22 protein-coding genes are annotated in these 25124 nt (G+C 55.1%); 12 read left to right on the forward strand and 10 right to left on the reverse strand.

Going from position 1 to position 25124, the window contains the following annotated elements; genetic code table 11:
- Positions 1-34: 34 nt before the first annotated feature.
- The 3 genes from C3432_RS04670 to aegA all read right to left on the reverse strand — a co-directional run bounded on the left by C3432_RS04670 (position 35) and on the right by aegA (position 3843).
- Positions 35-1078, reverse strand: coding sequence for a DUF1176 domain-containing protein (locus C3432_RS04670; protein ID WP_103775482.1), 1044 nt, complete (start codon positions 1076-1078; stop codon positions 35-37).
- A gap of 143 nt (positions 1079-1221) precedes the next feature.
- Positions 1222-1797: a GDP-mannose pyrophosphatase NudK gene (gene nudK / locus C3432_RS04675; RefSeq protein ID WP_103775483.1), complete on the reverse strand. Its 576-nt coding sequence runs from the start codon at positions 1795-1797 to the stop codon at positions 1222-1224.
- Positions 1798-1863: 66 nt separating this feature from the next.
- Complete coding sequence (gene aegA / locus C3432_RS04680; RefSeq protein ID WP_103775484.1) at positions 1864-3843, reverse strand: formate-dependent uric acid utilization protein AegA; 1980 nt, start codon at positions 3841-3843, stop codon at positions 1864-1866.
- A 220-nt stretch (positions 3844-4063) separates the two neighbouring features.
- Between aegA and narQ the strand changes: the two genes are divergently transcribed.
- Both narQ and acrD read left to right on the forward strand, forming a co-directional pair.
- Positions 4064-5767, forward strand: coding sequence for a nitrate/nitrite two-component system sensor histidine kinase NarQ (narQ, locus tag C3432_RS04685; protein ID WP_103775485.1), 1704 nt, complete (start codon positions 4064-4066; stop codon positions 5765-5767).
- 184 nt (positions 5768-5951) lie between these two features.
- Positions 5952-9065, forward strand: coding sequence for a multidrug efflux RND transporter permease AcrD (acrD, locus tag C3432_RS04690; RefSeq protein WP_103775486.1), 3114 nt, complete (start codon positions 5952-5954; stop codon positions 9063-9065).
- 71 nt (positions 9066-9136) lie between these two features.
- Here the strand turns inward: acrD and ypfM are convergent, their stop codons facing one another.
- Positions 9137-9196: a protein YpfM gene (ypfM, locus tag C3432_RS04695; protein ID WP_001386977.1), complete on the reverse strand. Its 60-nt coding sequence runs from the start codon at positions 9194-9196 to the stop codon at positions 9137-9139.
- Between the two features lie 391 nt (positions 9197-9587).
- On the opposite strand from ypfM, the gene C3432_RS04700 reads away from it, so the two are divergent.
- From C3432_RS04700 to C3432_RS04710, 3 genes are read left to right on the forward strand one after another with little or no spacing between them, the layout of a single operon-like run.
- A complete protein-coding gene (locus C3432_RS04700) occupies positions 9588-9944 on the forward strand; it encodes an ArsC family reductase (protein ID WP_103775487.1) in 357 nt (118 codons plus the stop codon).
- 3 nt (positions 9945-9947) lie between these two features.
- Positions 9948-11075, forward strand: a complete 1128-nt coding sequence (gene dapE, locus C3432_RS04705; protein WP_103775488.1) for a succinyl-diaminopimelate desuccinylase — start codon at positions 9948-9950, stop codon at positions 11073-11075.
- A gap of 26 nt (positions 11076-11101) precedes the next feature.
- The gene (locus C3432_RS04710) at positions 11102-11302 is read left to right on the forward strand and encodes a YpfN family protein (RefSeq protein ID WP_103775489.1); all 201 of its coding nucleotides are present in this window, start codon (positions 11102-11104) and stop codon (positions 11300-11302) included.
- A gap of 102 nt (positions 11303-11404) precedes the next feature.
- On the opposite strand, the gene ypfH is transcribed toward C3432_RS04710, so the two are convergent.
- The 6 genes from ypfH to dapA form a co-directional block, all read right to left on the reverse strand.
- Positions 11405-12103 carry an esterase gene (gene ypfH, locus C3432_RS04715; RefSeq protein ID WP_103775490.1) on the reverse strand — a complete coding sequence of 233 codons (699 nt, stop codon included), beginning with the start codon at positions 12101-12103 and terminating at the stop codon, positions 11405-11407.
- Positions 12104-12176: 73 nt separating this feature from the next.
- Complete coding sequence (locus tag C3432_RS04720) at positions 12177-14189, reverse strand: tRNA(Met) cytidine acetyltransferase TmcA (protein WP_103775491.1); 2013 nt, start codon at positions 14187-14189, stop codon at positions 12177-12179.
- Between the two features lie 14 nt (positions 14190-14203).
- Complete coding sequence (gene ypfJ, locus C3432_RS04725; protein WP_103775492.1) at positions 14204-15070, reverse strand: KPN_02809 family neutral zinc metallopeptidase; 867 nt, start codon at positions 15068-15070, stop codon at positions 14204-14206.
- 129 nt (positions 15071-15199) lie between these two features.
- A complete protein-coding gene (gene purC, locus C3432_RS04730) occupies positions 15200-15913 on the reverse strand; it encodes a phosphoribosylaminoimidazolesuccinocarboxamide synthase (RefSeq protein WP_103775493.1) in 714 nt (237 codons plus the stop codon).
- Between the two features lie 110 nt (positions 15914-16023).
- Positions 16024-17058 carry an outer membrane protein assembly factor BamC gene (bamC, locus tag C3432_RS04735; protein WP_103775494.1) on the reverse strand — a complete coding sequence of 345 codons (1035 nt, stop codon included), beginning with the start codon at positions 17056-17058 and terminating at the stop codon, positions 16024-16026.
- Positions 17059-17074: 16 nt separating this feature from the next.
- A complete protein-coding gene (gene dapA, locus C3432_RS04740) occupies positions 17075-17953 on the reverse strand; it encodes a 4-hydroxy-tetrahydrodipicolinate synthase (protein WP_103775495.1) in 879 nt (292 codons plus the stop codon).
- Between the two features lie 145 nt (positions 17954-18098).
- Here dapA and C3432_RS04745 point away from each other — a divergent pair, with 145 nt between their 5' ends.
- The 7 genes from C3432_RS04745 to hyfE all read left to right on the forward strand — a co-directional run bounded on the left by C3432_RS04745 (position 18099) and on the right by hyfE (position 25121).
- On the forward strand, positions 18099-18671 hold the full coding sequence (locus tag C3432_RS04745; protein WP_219816713.1) for a glycine cleavage system transcriptional repressor: 573 nt from the start codon (positions 18099-18101) through the stop codon (positions 18669-18671).
- Positions 18671-19141: a thioredoxin-dependent thiol peroxidase gene (bcp, locus tag C3432_RS04750; protein ID WP_103775497.1), complete on the forward strand. Its 471-nt coding sequence runs from the start codon at positions 18671-18673 to the stop codon at positions 19139-19141. Before C3432_RS04745 ends, bcp begins: the two co-directional genes overlap by 1 nt.
- Positions 19142-19406: 265 nt before the next feature.
- Positions 19407-20021 carry a 4Fe-4S dicluster domain-containing protein gene (locus C3432_RS04755; RefSeq protein WP_103775498.1) on the forward strand — a complete coding sequence of 205 codons (615 nt, stop codon included), beginning with the start codon at positions 19407-19409 and terminating at the stop codon, positions 20019-20021.
- 2 nt (positions 20022-20023) lie between these two features.
- Entirely contained in the window at positions 20024-22045 is a 2022-nt protein-coding gene (hyfB, locus tag C3432_RS04760) for a hydrogenase 4 subunit B (protein ID WP_103775499.1), read from the forward strand.
- A gap of 10 nt (positions 22046-22055) precedes the next feature.
- Entirely contained in the window at positions 22056-23003 is a 948-nt protein-coding gene (locus C3432_RS04765) for a respiratory chain complex I subunit 1 family protein (RefSeq protein WP_103775500.1), read from the forward strand.
- A 16-nt stretch (positions 23004-23019) separates the two neighbouring features.
- Positions 23020-24459 (forward strand): hydrogenase 4 subunit D, encoded by a 1440-nt coding sequence (locus tag C3432_RS04770; protein WP_103775501.1) that lies wholly within the window; start codon positions 23020-23022, stop codon positions 24457-24459.
- 11 nt (positions 24460-24470) lie between these two features.
- Positions 24471-25121, forward strand: a complete 651-nt coding sequence (gene hyfE / locus C3432_RS04775; RefSeq protein ID WP_103775502.1) for a hydrogenase 4 membrane subunit — start codon at positions 24471-24473, stop codon at positions 25119-25121.
- Positions 25122-25124 lie beyond the last annotated feature (3 nt).

Genomic DNA, 25124 nt, shown 5'->3' on the forward strand with positions numbered 1-25124 from the left:
GGAAAAGTCGCAGGCGAGGCCATCCGGCAACACATCAACGTGTGATCCATAACGTGGGCCAGGCGTCTGGCCCATGCCAGCTATCACAGCTGGGCTCTTCGGCATAGCGCACCAGACGAAAACGCTGACCGTCAAAACGCCAGCGTGTCTGAATGCCGCAGTCCGCGAGTCCCCGCCCTTTTGCCAGCGTCTCAAGCTCCCGCGACTTTTCGTCAAAAGTGGCGTTCATCAACTCCATATCATTGCTTTCTGCGCCACGGTTAAACGGCAGATGCAGGCGGACAGCGTGCGACGCCAGCGGTTTCTGCCGCGAGACAATCCACGCCAGTGAGATAGTATTGTACGCGCCAGCCTCACAGGCGATCATCATCAGCGCTTTATCGTCCGTCAGCGCGGTTACCCGCACGTCCCGGCGGGAAGGATCAAGTGAACAGCGAATGCCATTCATACGCCAGTTGCCGTAATCAAGAAGATCGTTGCGTTCTTCGAGGGAGAGCGGTACCGGCGTCGGGTTGACCAGCGCTACCTCCTGCAGGGCTGGAGCAGGAGGCACGCTAAGCGGCGGATCGTCACCTTTTTTAATCCATGCGGTTTCGTTTCCCACCCGCTGTTGCCGGGAGTCAATAAACAGCAGCGCCGCTTTTAATCCCGCTAAAGAGATAAGCTGTTTCCCGCCTTCCAGCGCGATCGCCTGCCCTTCCTGAATGGTCTGTAAAAATTCGCTGATGGTCGTGGCGTCGTCGGTCACCAGATGCCAGGGCGTGATACGCCAGTGTTCTCCGGCCAGAGAGAGCGGATTGCCATCCAGCAGCAGGCGCGGCGCGATAGCCGGGGCATTGGCATCAGGGGGATTCAGACCACCAGCATCAATACGTAGCGTGGCGTCGGTATACGCCCCTGCGCTGCGACTCAGGCTCATCACCAGCCCGTTATGTTCACCGGTATTACGCGCTGTACAGAAATTTTGATTATTACAGGTAACCTGCCAGTCAGAAAAAGCCTGTTGCGCCGGTGCCGCCCACAGCAGGCGGGCCGGCAGCAGACCGATCAGGAAAATAATAATAACGCGATAACGCATGGACCGTGCGAACCCCAAAAGTCACCTTCACAACACAGGTCGTATCTTCGTTGCGCGACTCAACAGGCTCAATCGGATTTGTCGGATAGGTAAGACTCGTCATACTCCAGGCCGCAGATGCGTTGGCTTCGTGACCCGAACCATTAATCCATTAAATGCGATGACTGCAAATAATGAAGCAATAACACGGTCTTACCATCCCGTATCTCACCTGATTTAATCATCTCCAGCGCCTGGGAAAACGGAAGCTCCAGGACTTCGATATCCTCATCTTCAACGCCGCCGCCCACGTTCGTCCGCTGGCTGGCGCTGTACTCGGCGATGAAGAAATGAATTAATTCCGTCACCCCGCCCGGCGACATATACAGCTCAAACAGCTTACGCACTTCACCCACTTCATAGCCTGTCTCTTCAATCGCCTCTTTACGGATGCAGACTTCCGGCTCATCGTTATCCAGCAGCCCGGCGCAGGTTTCAATCAGTTGACCGCTTTCATTGCCGTTAACCCACGTCGCGACGCGGAACTGGCGAATCAGCACGACCGTCTTTTTCGCCGCGTTATACAGCAGGATTGTCGCACCGTTACCGCGATCGTAAACCTCGCGTTTATGACGGATCACCTCACCGTTTTTACGCGTCAGATCGTAAGTAATATTGCGCAGGATGAAGTAGTTATCCGAAAGAACTTTATCTTTGATAAGGGTGATTTTTTGCGTCATACCGGCTCCACAGCGTAAGAAGAAAAATAATCTTACGCCGCGAGGCCGGTTTTGTCTGGTAGGGGATTAGTGAGATTTAACCGAATTTACGCCAAGCCAGTCGATAATTCCCTGCGCGGCATGTCGTCCTTCCGCCATTGCCGTCACCACCAGATCGGCGCCGCGTACGGCATCGCCACCGGCAAAAATTTTCGCGTTACTGGTCTGGTAACGGTACGCACTGTCGACGTTGGCCGCGATCCGTCCCCAGTTGTCCACCTTCACGCCGTGCGTTTCCAGCCACGGCATTCCGTGCGGATGGAAACCAAAGGCCATGATCACGGCATCAGCGGGCATGACAAACTCGCTACCGGCGATCGGCACCGGCCGACGACGGCCCTGGGCATCAGGTTCGCCAAGCTGCGTGCGCAGGAATCGAACGCCACAGACGCGTCCTTCATCATTCAGTTCCAGCTCCACGGGCTGCACGTTGAACTCGAAGTTCGCCCCTTCTTCACGGGCGTTTTTCACCTCTTTCTTCGAACCCGGCATGTTGGCTTCGTCACGGCGGTAGGCGCAGGTCACCCGGCTCGCGCCGTGACGCAGGGCAGTACGCACGCAGTCCATCGCTGTGTCGCCACCGCCCAGTACTACCACGTTCAGCCCGGCGGTATCAATAAACGGCTCTTGCGGAAGTTCGTCGAGGCCCATCACCTGTTTGGTGTTGGCAATCAGGAACGGCAGCGCGTCGTATACGCCCGGCGCGTCTTCGTTTGGCAGATCGGCCTTCATCGAACGATAGGTGCCGACCCCGACAAATACGGCATCGTATTCGTCCAACACGGCTTGCAGAGCAACGTCTTTGCCAACTTCACAGTTCAGTTCAAAATGGATCCCCATCGCGCTGAAAATTTCGCGACGACGAACCAGCAGAGATTTATCCAGTTTAAAAGCCGGGATACCGAATGTCAGCAACCCACCGATTTCCGGATGGCGTTCGTAAACCGTCACAGTGATTCCATTACGCACCAGAACATCTGCACAGGCCAGCCCCGCCGGACCCGCCCCGATAATAGCGACGTGTTTATCCACTTTCTGCACATCGCTGAGATCCGGTCGCCAGCCTTTATCCAGCGCCCGATCAGAAATATAGCGTTCGATATTACCGATAGTGACCGCACCATACTCATCGCGTACCGTACAGGCCCCTTCGCAGAGTCGATCCTGCGGGCAGACGCGCCCGGTTATCTCCGGCAGACAGTTCGTCTGGTGAGAAAGCTCCACTGCCGCATCAATATTCCCGGCCTTCACCAGCTCAATCCACTGCGGGATATGGTTATGCAACGGGCAAGTCCATTCGCAGATGCTGTGCTCACCGCACTTCAGACAGCGCGCGGCCTCCTGCTCGGCCTGGGCGGTACGAAACGGCAGATAGATTTCATCAAAGCGGGTTTTACGCGCCTCAATGGCCAGCTTATCCGGCTCTCCGCGCGGCGGCGTTGCCCGCATCTGCTCAACTTTACTCACCGTCCAGGGTTCCTGCGCCGTAACGCTGACATGCCAGGGCTGATTTTCCTGGCGTGCGGTACGCAACCGACGCGCTTTGGCAAGGTTGTTTAACGAGGCTTCGCTAACCAGATGCAGCGCATCAGCCGGACAGTTTTCCACGCAGGCAGGACCGGCTTCACGTCCGTGACACAAATCGCATTTGTGCGCCGTGGCTTTCACCTGATTTTTTGCAACAGGCGTCAGCACAATCTGCATCGTGCCAAACGGACAGGCGATCATACAGGATTTGCAGCCAATGCATTTTTGCTGGTTAACCTGTACGCTGTCGTTGACGCGGCTTATCGCCCCGTTAGGGCAGCTGCGGGCACAGGGCGCATCCTCACAGTGGTGACAGGTCACCGCGCTGCGCTGATGCTGCTGTTTAACGACCGTAATCCGGGGTTGATAATGACGTTGACTCAACACATGCTGCTCATCATTGTGAGCCATTACACAAGCGACCTCACAGGCATGGCATCCCAGACACTGTTGGCTGTTGGCCATAACAAAACGATTCATGGCGACCTTCTTTTTTGGTTGTAAAAACCTTATTCTTCGTATGAGTGTTGTTATTACCCGACAACGAAGTAAGTCGGCAATGTTCATTTGCCCAGGAAGCACAACTATTTCTACAGAACCTGTGGCAGATCAATTTATTTCATCGCAGATGAAATCATGTTTCAGTTAGCTGAACCATTTTATCATTTCACTATGAGCCTATTTCGCGGGGAACACGTGTGTGATCGTTAAACGCCCTGTCTCGGCCAGCCTGGCCCGGGCCTTTTTTTACATTGTGCTGCTGTCAATACTCTCAACCGGCGTGGCGCTTCTGACGCTGGCAAGCAGCCTGCGAGATGCCGAGGCGATTAACGTCGCGGGGTCGTTGCGCATGCAGAGCTACCGGCTGGGTTACGACCTGCAAAGCCAAAGCCCTCAGCTCAGCGCTCACCGCCTGCTTTTTCAGCAGGCGCTGAACTCTCCGGCCTTAAACAATCTGAATGCGTGGTACGTTCCGCAGGCGGTAAAAAGTCGCTATGCCCATCTGCATGCCAACTGGCTGGAGATGAACCAACGGCTGATCAAAGAGGATCTGGCGTGGTATCAGGACAACATCAACGACTATGTCGATAAGATCGACCTGTTCGTGCTGGCGTTGCAACATTACGCGGAACGCAAAGTGATGTTGGTGGTGGGTATCTCGCTGGCAGGCGGTATCGGGATCTTCACGCTGGTCTTCTTCACGCTGCGGCGTATTCGTCATCAGGTGGTGCAGCCGCTCAACCAGCTGGTCATGGCCAGCCAGCGTATTGAGCACGGTCAGTTCGACTCGCCGCCGCTGGAGACACATCTGCCTAATGAGCTGGGCCTTCTGGCGAAAACCTTTAACCAGATGTCGAGCGAGCTGCACAAACTGTATCGCTCTCTTGAAGCGTCGGTTGAGGAAAAAACCCACGATCTGCATCAGGCCAACCGCCGTCTGGAGGTGTTGTACCAGTGTTCCCAGGCGTTGAACACCACACAGATTGACGTCCACAGTTTCCGCCATATTCTGCAAATCGTCCGTGAACATGATGCCGCCCATTATCTGGAGCTTACCGTAGGCGATAACTGGCGCATCAGCGAAGGGACAGAGAGTGATTCCCTGCCGATGCAGATTTTGCCGGTCACTATGCAGGAGACGGTTTATGGCGAACTGCACTGGCAGAATGAAAACGTCACCAGCTCGCAGCTGCTGCTAAACAGCGTATCCTCCATGCTGGGACGCGGTTTGTACTTTAACCAGGCGCAAAAACACTTCCAGCAGCTCTTATTGATGGAAGAGCGCGCCACTATCGCACGCGAACTGCACGATTCACTGGCGCAGGTGCTCTCCTACCTGCGAATTCAGCTCACGTTACTCAAACGCTCAATTCCCGAAGATAATGCCCCGGCGCAGAGCATCATGGCGGATTTCTCCCGGGCGCTGAATGACGCATATCGGCAGCTCCGGGAGTTGCTGACCACATTCCGGCTGACGCTGCAGCAGGCCGATTTGCCGTCCGCACTGCATGAAATGCTCGAAACCCTGCAGGGGCAGACATCCGCCACGCTCACACTGGACTGTCGTTTGCCCACGCTGGCGCTGGACGCGCAAATGCAGGTGCATCTGTTGCAGATTATTCGTGAGGCGGTGCTGAACGCCATGAAACATGCCAACGCCAGCGAGATTGCCGTCAGCTGCGTCACCGCGCCGGATGGCAACCATACGGTCTATATTCGTGATAACGGCATAGGTATTGGCGAGCCTGATGAACCCGCCGGGCACTATGGGCTGAATATTATGCGTGAACGCGCAGAGCGGCTGGGTGGAACCCTGAACTTTTCGCAGCCCTCCGGCGGCGGAACGTTGGTGAGTATCAGCTTCCGTTCGTCAGCTGAGTCACCAGAAAGTCAGTTAACGTAAAGAACGGCAAAGCCCTGATATGCCTGATTTCAGACAGGACGGCGCCGAACGCAATCAAACGTTTTAAACGAGCTGGATAATTTACATTATCTCCTTTTTTTCTCCACGTTTGGTTCGTACCTTGCCGCTACAGTGAAACAAGTCATACCCGATATTATACGCAGAAAAACGAGGTCCCTTTTTAATGGCGAATTTCTTTATCGATCGCCCCATTTTTGCCTGGGTGCTGGCAATCCTGTTGTGCCTGACAGGTACCCTGGCCATTCTCTCTTTACCCGTTGAGCAATATCCCGATCTGGCTCCGCCGAACGTACGTATCACCGCCAACTATCCAGGCGCCTCTGCGCAAACCCTGGAAAATACCGTCACTCAGGTTATCGAACAGAACATGACGGGCCTCGATAACCTGATGTATATGTCTTCGCAAAGCAGCGGTACCGGCCAGGCGTCGGTGATGCTGAGCTTTGTCGCCGGAACCGATCCCGATGAAGCCGTGCAGCAGGTGCAAAACCAGCTACAGTCGGCCATGCGCAAGCTGCCGCAGGCGGTGCAAAATCAGGGGGTGACGGTGCGTAAAACGGGCGACACCAACATTCTGACCATCGCCTTCGTTTCCACCGATGGCTCAATGGATAAGCAAGATATCGCCGACTATGTCGCCAGTAATATTCAGGATCCGCTGAGCCGCGTGAACGGCGTGGGGGATATCGACGCCTACGGGTCACAATATTCAATGCGTATCTGGCTGGACCCGGCCAAACTCAACAGCTTCCAGATGACCGCCAAGGATGTCACCAACGCCATTGGTTCGCAGAACGCGCAGATCGCCGTCGGTCAGCTAGGCGGCACGCCTTCCGTCGATAAACAGGCGCTGAATGCCACCATCAACGCCCAGTCCCTGCTGCAAACGCCGGAGCAGTTTCGCGATATTACTTTGCGCGTTAATCAGGATGGGTCCGAAGTCAGGCTGGGGGATGTCGCCACCGTCGAAATGGGGGCGGAAAAATATGACTATCTCAGCCGCTTTAACGGCAATCCGGCCTCCGGTCTTGGAGTGAAGCTGGCATCGGGTGCTAATGAAATGGCGACCGCCGGGCTGGTACTGAACCGGCTTGACGAACTCTCACAGTATTTCCCGCACGGGCTGGAATACAAAGTCGCGTATGAAACCACCTCCTTCGTGAAAGCTTCCATTGAAGACGTGGTTAAAACCCTGCTGGAAGCGATCGCGCTGGTATTCCTCGTGATGTTCCTGTTCCTGCAAAATTTCCGCGCAACGCTTATCCCAACCATTGCCGTGCCCATCGTGTTGATGGGGACCTTCTCCGTGCTCTACGCTTTTGGCTACAGCGTCAATACCCTGACGATGTTCGCGATGGTGCTGGCGATCGGCCTGCTGGTGGATGACGCCATCGTGGTGGTTGAGAACGTTGAACGCATCATGAGTGAGGAGGGACTCTCGCCACGCGAGGCGACGCGCAAATCAATGGGGCAGATTCAGGGCGCACTGGTCGGGATCGCCATGGTGCTGTCTGCGGTATTTGTGCCAATGGCCTTCTTTGGCGGCACTACCGGGGCCATCTATCGTCAGTTCTCGATAACCATCGTTGCCGCAATGGTGCTTTCGGTACTGGTGGCGATGATCCTCACCCCTGCCCTGTGCGCGACGCTGCTCAAGCCGCTGCATAAAGGCGAACATCACGGCCAGAAAGGTTTCTTCGGCTGGTTTAACCGGATGTTTAACCGCAACGCCGAACGTTACGAAAAAGGGGTCGCCAGAATCCTTCACCGCAGCCTGCGCTGGATCCTGATCTATGTACTGCTGCTCGGCGGGATGGTGTTCCTGTTCCTGCGTCTGCCGACCTCATTCCTGCCACTTGAAGACCGCGGTATGTTCACCACGTCGGTACAGTTACCCAGCGGCTCAACCCAGCAACAAACCCTGAAAGTGGTGGAAGAGGTTGAAAAATATTTCTTCACCCATGAGAAAGAAAACGTCACGTCAGTCTTCGCCACGGTAGGTTCCGGCCCTGGCGGGAACGGGCAAAACGTGGCGCGTATGTTCATCCGCTTAAAGGACTGGGGAGAGCGCGATAGCACTACCGGCACCTCATTCGCCATTATTGAACGCGCAACTAAAGCGTTTAGTAAAATTAAAGAAGCTCGCGTTTTCGCCAGTAGCCCGCCGGCCATTAGCGGACTCGGCAGTTCGGCGGGGTTTGATATGGAACTGCAGGATCACGCTGGCGCAGGCCATGACGCGCTGATGGCGGCGCGTGACAAGCTGATTGAGCTCGCCGGAAAAGACAGCACCCTGACCCGCGTGCGTCACAACGGTCTGGATGACAGTCCGCAGCTACAGATTGATGTCGATCAGCGCAAAGCGCAGGCGCTGGGAGTTTCGATTGATGATATCAACGATACCCTGCAAACCGCCTGGGGTTCGAGCTACGTGAACGACTTTATGGACAGAGGTCGCGTCAAGAAGGTCTACGTTCAGGCCGCGGCAAAATACCGCATGCTGCCGGAAGATATTAATCTGTGGTATGTCCGCAACAACAGCGGCGGCATGGTGCCTTTCTCGGCTTTCGCCACCTCGCGCTGGGAGACCGGTTCGCCGCGTCTGGAGCGTTATAACGGCTATTCGGCGGTGGAGATCGTCGGTGAAGCGGCGTCTGGCGTCAGTACCGGGACCGCAATGGATACCATGGAGAATCTGGTGCGCCAGCTGCCGACCGGGTTCGGTCTGGAATGGACAGCAATGTCTTACCAGGAACGCCTCTCCGGGGCACAGGCGCCTGCCCTGTATGCCATTTCGCTGCTGGTGGTGTTCCTGTGCCTGGCGGCGCTGTACGAGAGCTGGTCGGTTCCGTTCTCAGTGATGCTGGTTGTGCCACTAGGGGTGATTGGCGCGCTGCTCGCCACCTGGATGCGCGGGCTGGAAAACGACGTCTACTTCCAGGTCGGATTGCTGACGGTCATTGGTCTCTCAGCGAAAAACGCCATTCTTATCGTGGAGTTTGCTAACGAGATGAACGAGAAAGGACACGATCTGCTGGATGCCACACTGCACGCCTGTCGCCAGCGTCTGCGTCCTATCCTGATGACCTCACTGGCGTTTATCTTCGGGGTGTTGCCAATGGCGATTAGCAGCGGTGCGGGTTCCGGTGGTCAGCATGCCGTCGGGACAGGCGTAATGGGCGGGATGATATCGGCCACCATTCTGGCTATTTACTTTGTTCCACTGTTCTTTGTGCTGGTGCGTCGCCGCTTCCCGTTGAAGCCGAAGCCGGAATAAGGCACAAAAAAGGCGACTTACTTAAAGTCGCCTTTTTCTGTCCTTTTCAGGATCAGGATTTCTTCCAGAAATTACTTACGAAGCATGACTTCAATAAAGTCTTTCCAGTTCCCCAGTTCACGTTCAATCATAACAACCTCTCTTATTATTATGCGTATTCTACAAAAATAACATCACCTGGTGAAGATAATTTAACCGATTGTTGTGATTACATCCTCCGGGAACATAGCGCTGATGCCGTTACTATGGCGCTATGCACATAAATTTTATGTGACTTACTGCAATATTTTGAAACATTCATACTCTATCTGGTACTTCAAAAATTTGAATAAAAAACAGCCACAAGCATATGGGAAAATGTTTAATCTGCCGCAGGTCGATTTATCAGGAACATTCAGGAATTATTATTCACAATACATTCAACAATGTTATATTTTCTGTTTACCACCCGATGACAAAATGTATTATCAAACACAGCAACGTTTATGACTAATTAGTCAGATTTAAAAGATAAGGATTCAAATGATCACCCTTTACGGCATTAAAAACTGCGACACGATAAAAAAAGCCCGCCGTTGGCTGGAGACACACGGCATCGACTATCGCTTTCACGACTATCGCGTGGATGGACTGGACCGCGAATTAGTTCGCTCTTTTATTAGCGAATTAGGCTGGGAAGCGCTGCTCAATACCCGCGGCACCACCTGGCGCAAACTTGATCAGGCGACCCGCGACTCAGTAGCCAGTGCGGATTCTGCCGCAGCATTGATGATCGAAATGCCGGCTATCATCAAACGCCCATTGCTCTGCGCGCCCGGTAAGCCTATGCTGCTGGGTTTTAATGAATCCAGTTATCAGCAGTTTTTTGATGAGGTGTAGTTTATGTCGTGCCCGGTTATTGAGCTGACACAGCAGCTTATTCGCCGCCCTTCCCTCAGCCCGGACGATGCGGGATGTCAGGCGTTGATGATTGAACGCCTGCGCGCGATTGGTTTTACCGTTGAGCGAATGGATTTTGCGGATACACAGAATTTTTGGGCATGGCGCGGACAGGGTGAGACGCTGGCGTTTGCCGGTCACACTGACGTGGTGCCCGCAGGCGATGCAGATCGCTGGATCAACCCGCCTTTCGAACCGACCATTCGCGACGGCATGTTGTTTGGACGCGGTGCGGCAGATATGAAAGGTTCTCTGGCGGCAATGGTTGTGGCCGCAGAACGCTTTGTGGCGCAGCATCCAAATCATAAAGGTCGCCTGGCGTTTCTGATTACCTCAGACGAAGAGGCCAGTGCGAAAAACGGCACCGTCAGGGTTGTCGACGCGCTGATGGCACGCAATGAGCGCCTGGATTATTGTCTGGTGGGCGAACCGTCAAGTACGGAAGTCGTCGGTGACGTGGTGAAAAACGGTCGTCGCGGCTCGCTGACCTGTAATCTGACCATTCACGGCGTGCAGGGGCATGTCGCTTATCCACACCTGGCCGATAACCCGGTGCATCGCGCAGCCCCCATGCTCAATGAGCTGGTGGCGATCGAATGGGATCAAGGAAATGAATTTTTTCCGGCGACCAGTATGCAGATTGCCAATATTCAGGCGGGTACCGGCAGCAACAATGTGATCCCCGGCGAGCTGTTCGTCCAGTTCAACTTCCGTTTCAGCACCGAGCTGACCGATGAGATGATTAAAGCGCGGGTTCACGCACTGCTGGAAAAACATCAGTTGCGCTATACCGTGGACTGGTGGCTCTCCGGTCAGCCGTTCCTGACCGAGAGAGGGAAGCTGGTTAATGCGGTGGTGAATGCGATTGAGCACTATAATGAAATTAAACCACAGCTTCTCACTACGGGTGGCACGTCCGACGGACGTTTTATCGCCCGGATGGGCGCGCAGGTGGTCGAGCTTGGGCCGGTCAATGCCACCATTCATAAAATTAATGAATGTGTGAACGCCGCCGATCTGCAACTGCTTGCCCGTATGTATCAACGTATCATGGAGCAACTCGTCGCCTGACGATTGTTCCTTAAGAGGAAATGCGCATGGACTGGCTGACGAAATATTGGTGGATCCTGGTGCTGGTGTTTTTGGTGGGTGTACTGCTGAACGTGATTAAAGATCTCAAACGCGTCGACCACAAAAAATTCCTCGCCAATAAGCCGGAGCTTCCCCCACATCGTGACTTTAACGATAAATGGGACGACGACAACGATTGGCCAAAGAAGGATGAACCAAAGAAATAGCCCGCAGGCCGGATAAAACGCGTCGCGTTGCTATCCGGCAATCATGCGATATCAATGCCGGATGGCGGCTTCGCCTTCTCCGGCCTACGGTTCGGTTCCGGCTTACATCATCTCGATAATATCGTCATCATCTGGCGTACTGCCGCTGAGCGCTTCATCAAAGTAGCGCTTCGGTACGGTATATTGCAGATGATTAAGAGCAAACTGCATACTGTGCTCGTCAATGGCGTGCCCTAAGTCTTCCACAATATCCAGCGTCACGTCGCCCCCTGCCCGAATGAGCGCATCCTGGGCGGCAACCGCGTGAGAAAGTTCAATCACCCGGTCTTCACCACCGTGAATCAGATGCACTGTCGTTGCGGTCGAGGCCGTTTCCGGCAGGCTGCCATAGCGTCCGTTAAAAGCAATCACGCGCGACGCCAGACCTGGCTCCGCTTTGACGCTCTCCAGCGCCATAATAGCCCCTTGCGAGAAGCCAATCATCGCCGTTGCCGCTGGCCCCACGCCGCTCTGTTTTTGCCAGTAGCGAACGGTTTCGATGAAAACCGGCATGATGGCATCAATCCGCGCCTGACGATTCTCTTCCGTCACCCCAGCAACGGAAAACCACTGACGCCCGGCGCCCGGACCGGATGGCTCTGCGCCACCGATACTGACAACCAGCGCGTCCGGAAAAACAGGAGCAAACCAGGAACCAATTTCGCCCATTGCAACCGGGTTATCCCCCACGCCATGAAACAGCAGCAACAGCTGTTGAGCAGGCTTACCGGGGCTTTGAACAACAAAATGATCATGTTTCATGGCGATCTCCTTAACGGTTAAGGTGAATTCTACGCCGCTGATTCGCAATGACCATGCCAGAAAATTGAAGGAGTTAGTGAAAAAATTGCCATTGCATAATGCGATCGCGTAACCGTCGCGTGCGTTCCGCATCCAGTGCCAGCAACGCCTGAGCGGCTTCTGCACGCTGAGCGGCCAGCAGCGCCTTTCGCCCGGTTAACTTCAGTGTTGCTGACAGTTGCGCATCGCTCACGTTATCCTGCAGGCGTCCCCGCAGCGCGGGTAAAGCAGACGCACTGCTGGCAAGCAGCCGGTTCAGACAACCTAATGAGGTGAGCAACGGGCGATGCGCGAAAGCAAATCCCGCCAGTGCATACCAGTCATCATCATCAAGCATAGTCGCTTTCAGCGGTTCAACCGGGATCGCCTCTCCATTCCACAGCGCCAGAATGTCCGCATCCCGCCGCAGGCGATAATGTTCATGCTCAGCCAGAGACTTGCCCGCGTCGCTCAGAGGCAACATCGCCATCGCGGTAAAGCAACCGCTGCTGGCTTCCCGATGGTTGCCCATCCGAACCAGGATAAAGCCACAGCGCTGCCAGAAGCGCCACAGCTCCTGCGTATAACCAAAGCTGACGGAGAGATAGTCACATTCGGCCTCTGCACGCGCCTGCGCAATCAGCTGCTGACCCACGCCCTCTCGCTGGCGGGCCGGATGTACCGCAATGCGGCTCACCCGAAGTCCGGTGAGCGTGGCGGCCAGGGGATTCCCGCCATGGGCGGCAAGAGACTGGGCGACGAGATTACCACGCGGTCGACGAAATCCGGCCCAGACCGCCTGACTCAATGGCGTTGAAAGCCCCCCTTCCTCCACCAGCCAGAGCGCGCCAGCGACCATTTTTCCCGCAGAGGCCTGAAAAAAAAGTTGTCCTGGCGCATCCATCATCCGCCGCAAATCGAGAGGTGAAGTCCGGTAATGTGCGCCAGAAAGCAATCTGTAAACTGCCAGAGGCGTTTGCGGATGCGTCTGCCAGGTATCCTGCTCAAAACGCGAAATAGCGATCTCCCCGTGGGGGGCAACAGCAAAGGCGTCATCATCAAACACCAGCGCATCGCTGACCATTTTCTCCAGCGGACAACCTTGTGCCCAGCGAATCGGCTGCTGAAGTTCAAAACGCGCAATCCGGGGAAAGCGGGCGCAGAACTTGAGTAAAAAACCGCGCCCGGTTCCCTCATAGCCCTGAACGGTGGTGGTCAACAAGGTTCGTGGAAAGCGCGCCACCAGACGATGTAAAAGCGGCGCAGGGAGCGCCGCGGCCTCATCGACAATCAGCCAGTCTGCCCTCTCTTTACCTTCCAGTAGCGCATCCGGGGCGAGAAAACGAAAACGCGCCCCGGCAAATTGCGCCAGCACGTCCGTCGCCGCCCTGGCGGGCGCAGTCACAATTGCCGTACCGTTAATACGAGAGATAAGCTGTCCGGCCAGCGCCGATTTGCCGCGACCGCGGGCGGCAGTCACAGTCACCACGCCGGTGGGCACAGGCAACAGCTTTTGCAAAATCACCGCCTGCTCCGGCTGAGGTTCACCGGTCGCGGGCCGCCAGTCAGGGCGCTCAGGGAAGCGGGGCCACACAACCGGCTGATTCTGCTGCCAGTGCAGCGATTCGCCGTCACGCGCAATGACCTGTCTGAAATGGTGAACAAAGTGGGGCGTCGGGATGGGCTGCGCGCAGTCGCTCCAGCGGAGTGAATCCGCGTCAGGATGGCTTTCCCAGCGTTCCCATGGGGGGGTCAGCAATACCAGCCAGCTTCCTGCCCGCAGGGTCCCGCTCAGGGCCGCGAATGCCGCAGCGTCAAACCCCTGGAGCGCATCAAAAACGGCATGACGAAATTCGCGTCCCAGCAGCGTTTGTAGCGCCTGCGGCGTACAGCCAGGTTCAGCGGGCGGCTGCGGCGAAACCCACAGCCAGTCGCCGGGTAACGCGTCCCGTAGCGCCAGGGCTTGCTCGTGGCACCATGAAGACTCACCGCTGAGCACCAGCAGACGGCGGATCCCTTCACGGGTCATTTGCGCGGTTAACGCGCTCAGCGCAGTGTTACCAGCCATCCCTGCCTCAGAATCTAGAAACCTTTACCAAAGGTATTACATTGTGCCGGGTTACCGCTATCAAAACCACGTTTGAACCAGGTATAGCGCTGCTCAGAAGTCCCATGAGTAAAGCTGTCCGGCACCACGCGCCCCTGGCTCTGCTGTTGCAGACGATCGTCGCCAATGGCCTGAGCCGCGTTGAGCGCTTCTTCCAGGTCGCCTGACTCCAGCACCCCTTGCTGCTGCATACTGTGCCCCCAGACACCGGCAAAGCAGTCAGCCTGTAGCTCCATACGGACGGACAGGCGGTTCACTTCAGCCTGAGAGGCATTCTGCTGCATCTGACGGACCTTTGGCTCAATACCCAACAGTTTCTGCACATGGTGGCCGACCTCATGAGCAATCACATAGCCCTGAGCAAAATCACCATCGGCACCCAGCTTGTTTTTCATGTCGTCATAGAAAGAGAGATCGATATAGACGGTACTGTCCGCCGGGCAATAAAACGGCCCCATGATGGACTGACCCGCACCACAACCGGTGCGCGTCGCACCACGGTACATCACCAGTTTAGGCTGTTGATAAGTGTGCCCCATTTTTTCAAACTGCTGTCCCCAGGTATCTTCCGTCGTCGCCAGAATCACCGAGGTAAATTTTGCTGCTTCATCATCATTTGGGCTGATGGAGTGTGATGATTGCTGTTGGGAAACTGGCTGGCCGGTCATTAATCCGGTGAGATCCACGCCATAATACCCCGCCACCAGCACCACAATCAGCAGGATGATGCCGCCTTTACCACTGGGCAAACGAAAACCAGGCCCGCCTATAGAAGGGCCGCCACCGGAGCTATTTCGTCTGTCTTCCACATTGTCACTTTCACGACGCCCTTGCCAGCGCATAATCACCTCAACTTTTTATTCATTATGATGATGATCGTAGGCGGTTCGGAACAGGATTACCATAAGAAACAGTAATCAAAATCGGCGGGATTGATGAGCCGGAGAGCGATCGCCGGCTCAGGGGGAGGATTAGTCTAACTTCACGCCCAGACGACGGGCAACGGTTTCATAGGCTTCGATTAGGCCACCCAGACTCTGACGGAAACGGTCTTTGTCCATTTTATCCAGCGTCTCTTTATCCCACAGACGGCTACCGTCTGGTGAGAACTCATCGCCCAGCACCACTTCACCTTTGTACAGACCAAACTCCAGCTTGAAGTCCACCAGGATCAGCCCGGCATCATCAAACAGCTTTTTCAGCACGTCGTTAGCCTTGTAGGTCAGCTCTTTCATACGCGCCAGATTTTCCTTGCTCACCCAGCCAAAAGTTTCGCAGTAAGAGTCATTGACCATTGGATCGTGCATTGCGTCATTTTTCAGAAACAGGTCGAACAGCGGTGGATTCAGTTCAATACCTTCTTCAATACCCAGGCGCTTAACCAGAGAACCTGCCGCACGGTTACGCACCACGCACTCTACCGGTACCATATCCAGTTTTTTCACCAGACATTCGGTATCTGAAAGCAGTCGCTCCATCTGCGTCGGGATACCCGCTTCAGCCAGTTTAGTCATAATGAAATGGTTGAATTTGTTGTTCACCATACCTTTACGATCAAACTGTTCAATGCGTGCGCCATCCCCTGCTGACGTATCATTGCGGAATTCGAGCACCAACAGGTCCGGGTTTTCCGTGCTGTATACGGTCTTCGCTTTACCACGATACAACTCAGCTTGCTTTTGCATCTTCATTACTCCTGGGTGTGAATTAACGATAAATATTGCGTTTTTCTGCCGACGCACACGTTTGCGTATCATATCAGAAAAAAAGGCTGGAGTTATCCAGCCCTTTATTTTTACTTACTGAACGCCGCCTGGAAGACGGCGACCAGCGCGTCGTTCTGGCTTTGTGTCAGGGTATGCCCCTTCGGATCGATAAACTGCAGACTGCTGCGGTTGTCTAAATCACCGACCTGCAGTTTGTAGTCACCGGATGACAGCCCCGGATCGGTTGCGCCCAGATCCTGCCAGCCGCTATCGGACAGCGGTTTATAGGTCACCGCAATGCTGCCCTGGGAACGGGTGCTGTCGGTCACTTTCATGCCCACTTTTTCCAGCGCTGCCGGGAGGCGTTGCCATACCACGTTAAACGGTCCACGGACGACCAGCATCGGTAAGCCCGTATCATCAGCCGCGCTCTGCACGTCCATCGTGGCGGTTGAGCGGTTCTGCGCCGCGTTCGCCGCATCGGTGGCGCTCTTATCCAGCCCTGCGGAGATAACGTTCATCATCTCTGCGCTGTAACGCTGCATGGATGCCGCATCGGCAACCGGCTTACCGCCCTGCTCAAGATTCACCAGTTTAACCATTACCGCCTGCTGATAGCCCTGCGGTTTCACGGAGATTTGATAACGACCACGATACTGCTCGTCTTCGTCCAGACGGTTCCAGTTAACCCAGTCGGTTGTCAGGCTCTGGCTGGCGTCGTCACGTTTGTCAATCGTATAATTTTTGGACTGAATCACGCTAACGACCTGTGGCCACAGCGTATTACCACGACCGTTTTCCACCAGCAACGTCGCGGTGTCCCCGGCAAACTGGGTACGCGCTCCGGTGACCAGCGCCAGAGGCTGGGCTGGCGGGCGAATATCCAGCGCTTTACCGACAGCACCGCTGCCGTTAGTCACCGGGATGTTGTAGTCGCCCGTCATCACCGGCAAAATCATTCCTGCCGGGGCATGAAGTTCAGCAAGCGGTGCCGCCTCCAGATAGGATTCATCACCGCTCACCTGGCGCTTGTAGCGCGAGTCCGAGCTACAGGCAGCGAGCAGCATAACAAGCGAAACTCCCGCAACCTTAGCCAGGCGCGACTTTTGTACTGAGTAAGCCATCAAATCTCCCTAAACTTTACAGCAAACCGGCATGCTTAAGCGCCGCTTTGACAATTTCACGCCCGTTATCGGTGATCGGCGTCATTGGCAGGCGCAGCGTGTCGGTCGCCACAAGACCCAACTCCATACATGCCCATTTCACCGGGACAGGATTGGGTTCGACAAATAGTTTGTTGTGCAACGGCATCAGACGCTGGTTTATCACGCGCGCCTCGGCAAAGTGCCCTTCTGCTGCCAGTTTGCACATTTCAGCCATATCACGCGCCGCTACGTTAGACGTAACGGAGATCACGCCATGCCCCCCTAACTGCATAAAGTCCATCGCGGTCGCGTCATCGCCGCTGAGCAGGATGAAATCGTCTGAAACCAGCTCTTTGATCTGGTGAACACGACTTAAGTTCCCTGTCGCCTCTTTAATTGCGACAATATTTTTCACTTTCGCCAGACGACCAACCGTTTCCGGCAGCATATCGCAGCCGGTACGGGACGGCACATTATACAGAATTTGCGGCAGGTCAGTATGTTCAGCGATGGCTTTGAAATGCTGGAACAGACCTTCCTGAGTTGGGCGGTTGTAGTAAGGGGTCACCGTCAGGCAGCCAACAATACCACTGTCGTTAAAACGCTGCGTCAGACTGATGGCTTCTGCGGTCGCATTTGCGCCCGTTCCGGCAATCACCGGAATACGACCGTCAGCCAGTTCCAGCGTCATCATCACCACATCGCCATGTTCATCATGACTTAGCGTGGCGGACTCACCGGTGGTGCCAACCGAAACGATCGCCGAGGTGCCGCTGGCGACATGATAATCAATCAGTTTTTTCAGGCTCGACCGACAGACATTACCTTTTTCATCCATCGGCGTAACAAGCGCGACAATACTTCCCGTGAACATTGGCCATCCTCTGTGCAAACATGTGTCTCAATGGTACGTTTGGTACGACAATAAAAGCAAGCGGACAGAGCCGTTCTGGTTGTTGTATACCGGTTTTTTTTATGCTTTCCTTATGATTACCTCACCTCTCAAAGGAAGAACAGGTTTGACACCGTCATCGCAACATTACCTGGTGATTACTGCGCTGGGTTCCGATCGCCCGGGAATCGTGAATACTATCACCCGTCATGTCAGCAGCTGCGGCTGTAATATCGAAGACAGTCGACTGGCCATGTTAGGGGACGAGTTCACGTTTATCATGCTGCTTTCCGGCACCTGGAATGCCATCACCCTGATTGAATCAACCTTGCCGTTGAAAGGCGCAGAGCTGGATTTATTGATTGTGATGAAACGCACCACCGCACGCCCGCATCCCCCGATGCCCGCCACGGTCTGGGTGCAGGTTGATGTCCCCGATTCACCGCATTTGATTGAACGCTTTACGGCTCTGTTTGACAGCCATCAGATGAACATCGCAGAACTGATTTCACGTACGCAACCTGCTGAAAATGAAAAGGTTGCCCAGCTACATATCCAAATCACCGCCCATAGTCCGGCGTCACACGATTCGGCAAATATTGAGCAAGCCTTTAAAGCACTATGTACAGAACTCAATGCACAAGGCAGTATTAACGTCGTCAATTATTCACAACATGATGAACAGGATGGAGTTAAGTAATGAATCCACTGAAAGCCGGTGACATCGCACCGAAATTTAGCTTGCCGGATCAGGACGGGGAACAAGTAAATTTGACCGACTTCCAGGGGCAGCGTGTTCTGGTCTATTTCTACCCGAAAGCCATGACCCCCGGCTGTACCGTTCAGGCCTGCGGCCTACGCGATAACATGGATGAGTTGAAAAAAGCTGGCGTGGACGTGCTGGGCATCAGTACTGACAAGCCGGAAAAACTTTCCCGTTTTGCCGAAAAAGAGTTGCTGAATTTTACATTGCTGTCGGATGAGGATCACCAGGTCTGCGAGCAGTTCGGCATCTGGGGCGAGAAATCCTTCATGGGGAAAACCTATGATGGCATTCACCGCATCAGTTTCCTGATCGATGCCGACGGTAAAGTTGAGCATGTATTCGACGATTTCAAAACCAGCAATCACCACGACGTCGTGCTGAACTGGCTGAAAGAGAACGCCTGATTATTTCCTACTGGCGCTGGTTGCCCGACCCCGGATCGGCGCCTTTACTTTTCCCTTCTCCGCTTCAGATGTGATCGCAATCACAAACGAAATTCTTGCCCCGACACTAATGCCGAAGGTGATTCACCTGAACGTTAATGACCATCACTTTTGTCTCCCCTTCGTTACCAGCCATTCTTAATTAGTTGAATTTATTGAATTTAAATAATGGCATCCTTTGTGCATAGCAAAGCTGAACGTTTTGTTTCTTTCTCAAGGAGCCGACATGAACCGCTTTGTGGTGGCCGATCCTCAGTGGTGTATAGGATGTAATACTTGTCTGGCGGCATGTTCAGACGTGCATAAAGCACAGGGTCTCCAGCAGCACCCCCGACTGGCAATGGTAAAAACGTCTTCGCAAACTGCGCCTGTTCTGTGTCGCCATTGTGAAGAGGCTCCCTGCAAGCAAGTCTGTCCGGTCAACGCCATTACGCGTCTCGATGACGCGATCCAACTCAATGAAACGCTCTGCATCGGCTGCAAACTCTGTGGTCTGGTATGTCCGTTTGGCGCCATTATCCCCTCCGGCAGTCGCCCCGTTAACGCCCCCGCGCAGTTTACTCATCAGGCTCAGGGGGCGCTCAACGCCGTGCCGGAAAGCGCTTCAACGCTCCATCCCTTTTTGCGTTGGGAAGCGGGCGTACAGGCCATCGCCGTAAAATGCGATCTCTGCTATTTCCTGCCGGAAGGCCCGGCCTGTGTACGCGCTTGCGTCACGCAGGCTCTGCATCTGGTCACTGACGAGCGCTTAAAACAACAGACAAAACAGAAGCAGCGTCTTGCCGCAGACTGTCTGAGCGACAGCGGACTGACCTCTCTTTCATTCACTTCGGAACAATGATAATGGATGCTCTGCAATTATTGATGTGGTCTGTGGCGCTGTATCTCGTTGGCGGGGTAGCGTCATTGTTGCTTTCTGGCCGGGATAAGAGCGCGATTAACGTCGCCGGTATCTGCGCCATGCTCGGCGGCATTGCCGGGATCGCCAGTGCGATAGCCCAGTTAAAATCCGCAGTGACGCTCGTCTGGCATACACCGACCCCTTTCCCTTTCGCCGCATTCAGCGTCCGGATGGACAGTTTCTCCGCCTTTATGGTGCTGGTGATATCCCTTCTCGTGACGGTCTGCGCGCTCTATTCATTGGCGTATATGCGTGAATACATCGGCAGGGGCGCTGCGGCGATGGGATTTTTTATGAACCTGTTTATCGCCTCAATGGTTGGGCTTCTGGTGATGGACAACGCGTTCTGGTTCATTGTGTTGTTTGAAATGATGTCGCTGGCGTCCTGGTTCCTGGTGATTGCAGAGCAGGACGAGGAGTCCATTCGTGCCGGGATGCTCTATTTCTTCATTGCACACGCGGGTTCCGTACTCATCATGATCGCCTTTTTCCTCTTCTGGCGAGAAACCGGTAGCCTTGAATTTGCCCTTTTCCGCCAGACCGCGCTGTCGCCAACGCTGGCATCCATCGTTTTCCTGCTCGCATTTTTTGGGTTTGGCGCGAAAGCCGGAATGCTGCCCCTGCATAGCTGGCTTCCTCGTGCCCACCCCGCCGCGCCATCACATGCTTCGGCGTTGATGTCAGGAGTCATGGTGAAAATCGGGATTTTCGGCATGATGAAAGTTGGGATCGACCTGCTGGGACAGAGCGGCATTCCTCTGTGGTGGGGCATTGTGGTGCTGGCGTTCGGCGCCGTCTCCTCGGTGCTGGGCGTGTTGTACGCGCTGGCAGAGCACGATATCAAGCGGTTGCTCGCCTGGCATACGGTTGAGAATATCGGCATCATTCTTCTCGGCCTTGGCGTCGGGATGATCGGGCTGTCGCTGCATCAGCCAGTCCTGGCGGCGATAGGTCTGTTGGGGGCGCTCTTCCATCTGCTCAATCATGCCCTGTTTAAAGGCCTGCTCTTTCTGGGCGCGGGGGCGATTATCTGGCGTCTGCACACCCGCGATATGGAAAAAATGGGGGCGCTGGCTAAACGGATGCCCTGGACCGCTGGCGCGTTTCTGATTGGCTGTATGGCGATTTCAGCCATGCCGCCGCTAAACGGTTTTATCAGCGAGTGGTATACCTACCAGTCGCTCTTCGCCATGACCCGCTTTGATGATATTGCGCTGCGTCTTGCCGGTCCCGTGGCGATTGTGATGCTGGCGATGACCGGGGCGCTGGCGGCAATGTGCTTTGTCAAAGTGTACGGCATCAGTTTCTGCGGCGCACCGCGCAGCGAAGCGGCTGAGCAGGCAAAAGAAGCCCCCTGGCCAATGACCCTCGCTATGCTGGCGCTCGCCGCGCTGTGCGTTTTAACGGGCGTTTTCGCCAGTTGGGTCGCGCCGCAAATCATGCTCGTCGTGCTTTCTTTTACCGCCAGTTCCGCGGTCCCTGCGGCCAGCGGCCTGACGCTAATCCCTGGCGAAATGCACGAGACGCTGCTTACACCTTCGGTCATTTTCCTGCTGCTCATCGCCCTGCCAATTTTGCCCGGCATATTCTGGTTGATAACCCGTCAACGTCGCGGCGCGTTCCGCCGTTCGGGGGACGCCTGGGCCTGCGGCTACGGTTGGGAAAACGCGATGGCCCCTTCGGCGGGCAGCTTTACGCAACCTCTGCGGGTAATGTTCTCCACGCTTTACAGAATGCGTCAACAGCTCGATCCCGGCGCAAGGCTCGCGGGAGGGTTAACGCACGTCACCCGCACGGCACAACGCACGGAACCCGTCTGGGATGAACACATTATTGCTCCCATCGTACGGATGACGCAGAAACTGGCGCGGCGCATACAGCGCCTGCAGAGCGGTGATTTTCGCCTCTACTGCCTGTACGTCGTCGCCACGCTAATCATTTTATTGTTGGCTATTGCCGTCTGAGGACACCGCCATGACATATCAACTCTCCGACGGATATCTGGTGATTTTTGCTTTGCTTCAGGCGCTCATTTTACTGGGGTTAACGCCGCTGTTTACCGGCATTTCCCGCCAGATCCGCGCCAGAATGCACTCTCGTCGCGGGCCGGGGATCTGGCAGGATTACCGGGATATCAACAAATTGCTGAAACGCCAGGAGGTGGCACCTGTCTCATCGGGACTGATGTTCCGCCTGATGCCCTGGGTGCTGTTAAGCAGCATGCTGGTCGTCACCATGACGTTGCCACTGCTGGTTCGCACCTCCCCCCTCGCTGGCGGCGGCGACATCATAACGATCATCTATTTGTTCGCCCTGTATCGCTTCTTCTTTGCCCTTTCCGGTCTGGATACCGGCAGTCCGTTCTCCGGCATTGGCGCCAGCCGCGAACTCACGTTGGGCATTCTGGTCGAGCCGATGCTGATTCTTGCTTTATTCGTTGTGGCGCTGATTGCCGGCTCAACGCATCTTTCCGCCATCAGCAATGCGCTGGCGTCAGGCTGGCTCTCCCCAATGGCGACGCTACTGGCATTAATGGCCTGCGCGTTTGCCTGCTTTATCGAGATGGGAAAAATTCCCTTCGACGTTGCCGAAGCGGAGCAGGAGCTACAGGAAGGGCCGTTGACCGAATATTCCGGGGCCGGACTGGCGCTGGTGAAATGGGGGCTGGGACTTAAGCAGGTGGTGATGGCCTCTCTGTTTATCGCGCTGTTTCTGCCGTTTGGCAGCGCCGAAACCCTCTCTTTCGGCAGTGTGCTGCTCTCTCTTGCGGTCACCCTCGTTAAGCTTTTAGTGATTTTTATCGTCGCGTCCATCGTGGAGAACTCGCTGGCGCGCGGGCGTTTTTTGCTGACGCATCATGTCACCTGGCTCGGCTTCAGCTTCGCCGCATTGTCGTATGTCTTTTGGTTAACCGGTCTGTAAGGAGCATCGTTATATTATGGAAACTCTTGCTCTGACGACACTGCTGCTGCCCTTCTTTGGCGCACTGGTCGTTTCGCTCTCGCCGCAGCGCCAGGCCGCAAAACTGGGCACGCTTTTCGCCCTGCTGGCGACGCTTAGCATGCTGTGGCTTGAAGCCGTTTTTTATCAGGCAGGGAAAGAGGCGGTCACCCTTCCCCTTGCCCGAATTGGCGATGTCGTGCTGTTTGGCCTCACCATCGATCGACTCAGCACGCTGATCCTGTTCGTGGTGGTGTTTCTCGGGCTGCTGGTAGCGCTCTACTCCACAGGATATTTAACGGATAAAAACCGCGAACATCCCCATAACGGCGGCAATCGCTACTACGCTTTTCTGCTGATCTTTATCGGCGCCATGTCCGGGCTGGTGCTCTCATCAACCATTCTCGGCCAGCTGCTGTTCTTCGAAATTACCGGCGGCTGCTCCTGGGCGCTCATTAGTTACTACCAAAGCGATAAAGCGCAACGCTCCGCGCTAAAGGCGCTGCTTATCACCCACATTGCGTCGCTGGGTCTGTATCTGGCGGCCGCCACCCTTTTCCTGCAAACCGGCACCTTCTCGTTAAGCGCATTGAGCGAACTGCAGGGAAACGCCCGTTATCTGGTTTATGGCGGGATTTTATTCGCCGCATGGGGAAAGTCAGCCCAGCTTCCGCTACAGGCGTGGTTACCCGACGCCATGGAAGCACCGACGCCGGTCAGCGCCTATCTTCATGCCGCATCAATGGTGAAAGTCGGGGTTTATATTTTCGCACGGGCCATTCTGGATGGCGGGAATATCCCGCATGTGATTGGCGGCGTCGGCGTTGTGATGGCGCTGATAACCATCGTTTATGGTTTCATGATGTATCTCCCTCAGCAGGATATGAAACGTCTTCTGGCGTGGTCGACCATTACCCAACTGGGCTGGATTTTTCTCGCCCTGTCGTTGGCCACCTTCGGATCGCGCCTCGCCTTTGAAGGCGGCGTTGCCTATATCGTTAACCACGCCTTCGCCAAAAGCCTGTTCTTTCTGGTGGCAGGCGCCCTTAGCTACAGCTGCGGGACGCGTTTATTGCCACGCCTGCGCGGAGTCTTACGCACCCTGCCTCTGGTCGGCATTGGCTTTTGCGTCGCCGCGCTGGCGATTACCGGCGTACCGCCATTCAACGGTTTCTTCAGTAAATATCCTCTGTTCGCCGCAGGGTTCACGCTTTCAAACCAGTACTGGCTTCTGATGCCGGCGATGCTCCTCGTGCTGGTTGAGTCGGTTGCCAGCTTTGGCTGGTTTATTTACTGGTTTGGTCGCGTCGTGCCGGGCGAGCCGAGTGACGAGGTTGCCCACGCGTCGCCGTTGCCTCTTTCAATGCGCGTGGTGTTGGTTGTACTGATCGTGATGTCGCTTGCATCCAGCGTCATCGCCGCTGCCTGGCTTCAGTAAGGAGTTGAAGGATGACGGGAACAATGATTGTCAATAATTTGGCCGGGCTGATGATGCTAACCTCACTCCTCGTGATCGGCATTAAAAGCTACCGCCTCTCTTGTGTTTTCTACGCCATCCAGTCGCTGGTGCTGGTGTCTATTTTTGTGACGCTATCCAGAGTCTTTGCGGCTGAACAATTACTTATGTGGTCCATCGGCGCGTTCGTCACCAAAGTGGTGATGGTGCCGTTAATTATGGCATTCGCCATGCGTAAATTGACGGTGAAGCAGACACCATCCGCGTTATTCGGACCTGCCATTATGGCGCTGCTGGCGGCGTTAATCGTCCTGCTGTGCGCCTTTGTGGTTCAGTCGGTGAAATTGCCGATGGCAGCCGATCTGAAACCGGCACTGGCGGTGGCATTAGGCCATTTCCTTCTTGGATTGCTGTGTATCGTCAGCCAGCGCAATATCCTGCGGCAAATCTTCGGCTACTGCCTGATGGAAAACGGTTCCCATCTGGTGCTGGCGCTTCTCGCGTGGCGTGCGCCGGAGCTGGTAGAGATTGGCATTGCGACCGACGCCATATTTGCCGTCATTGTGATGGTTCTGCTGGCCAGAAAGATAGGACGCACGCACGGCACGCTGGACGTGAACAACCTGACCGCGCTGAAGGGATAACGA

This window comes from Citrobacter amalonaticus (genome assembly GCF_002918555.1).
Classification (GTDB): Bacteria; Pseudomonadota; Gammaproteobacteria; order Enterobacterales; family Enterobacteriaceae; genus Citrobacter_C; species Citrobacter_C amalonaticus_A.

Excerpts from the sequence above, each read along its gene's own strand:
- C3432_RS04770 (WP_103775501.1), top strand. The coding sequence starts at position 23,020 with ATGGAAACTCTTGCTCTGACGACACTGCTGCTGCCCTTCTTTGGCGCA.
- aegA (WP_103775484.1), bottom strand. The coding sequence starts at position 3,843 with ATGAATCGTTTTGTTATGGCCAACAGCCAACAGTGTCTGGGATGCCAT.
- hyfB (WP_103775499.1), top strand. The coding sequence starts at position 20,024 with ATGGATGCTCTGCAATTATTGATGTGGTCTGTGGCGCTGTATCTCGTT.
- bcp (WP_103775497.1), top strand. The coding sequence starts at position 18,671 with ATGAATCCACTGAAAGCCGGTGACATCGCACCGAAATTTAGCTTGCCG.
- acrD (WP_103775486.1), top strand. The coding sequence starts at position 5,952 with ATGGCGAATTTCTTTATCGATCGCCCCATTTTTGCCTGGGTGCTGGCA.
- dapE (WP_103775488.1), top strand. The coding sequence starts at position 9,948 with ATGTCGTGCCCGGTTATTGAGCTGACACAGCAGCTTATTCGCCGCCCT.
- C3432_RS04710 (WP_103775489.1), top strand. The coding sequence starts at position 11,102 with ATGGACTGGCTGACGAAATATTGGTGGATCCTGGTGCTGGTGTTTTTG.
- purC (WP_103775493.1), bottom strand. The coding sequence starts at position 15,913 with ATGCAAAAGCAAGCTGAGTTGTATCGTGGTAAAGCGAAGACCGTATAC.
- bamC (WP_103775494.1), bottom strand. The coding sequence starts at position 17,058 with ATGGCTTACTCAGTACAAAAGTCGCGCCTGGCTAAGGTTGCGGGAGTT.
- nudK (WP_103775483.1), bottom strand. The coding sequence starts at position 1,797 with ATGACGCAAAAAATCACCCTTATCAAAGATAAAGTTCTTTCGGATAAC.
- C3432_RS04700 (WP_103775487.1), top strand. The coding sequence starts at position 9,588 with ATGATCACCCTTTACGGCATTAAAAACTGCGACACGATAAAAAAAGCC.
- dapA (WP_103775495.1), bottom strand. The coding sequence starts at position 17,953 with ATGTTCACGGGAAGTATTGTCGCGCTTGTTACGCCGATGGATGAAAAA.
- C3432_RS04765 (WP_103775500.1), top strand. The coding sequence starts at position 22,056 with ATGACATATCAACTCTCCGACGGATATCTGGTGATTTTTGCTTTGCTT.
- C3432_RS04720 (WP_103775491.1), bottom strand. The coding sequence starts at position 14,189 with ATGGCTGGTAACACTGCGCTGAGCGCGTTAACCGCGCAAATGACCCGT.
- C3432_RS04755 (WP_103775498.1), top strand. The coding sequence starts at position 19,407 with ATGAACCGCTTTGTGGTGGCCGATCCTCAGTGGTGTATAGGATGTAAT.
- ypfJ (WP_103775492.1), bottom strand. The coding sequence starts at position 15,070 with ATGCGCTGGCAAGGGCGTCGTGAAAGTGACAATGTGGAAGACAGACGA.
- C3432_RS04670 (WP_103775482.1), bottom strand. The coding sequence starts at position 1,078 with ATGCGTTATCGCGTTATTATTATTTTCCTGATCGGTCTGCTGCCGGCC.
- ypfH (WP_103775490.1), bottom strand. The coding sequence starts at position 12,103 with ATGAAACATGATCATTTTGTTGTTCAAAGCCCCGGTAAGCCTGCTCAA.
- hyfE (WP_103775502.1), top strand. The coding sequence starts at position 24,471 with ATGACGGGAACAATGATTGTCAATAATTTGGCCGGGCTGATGATGCTA.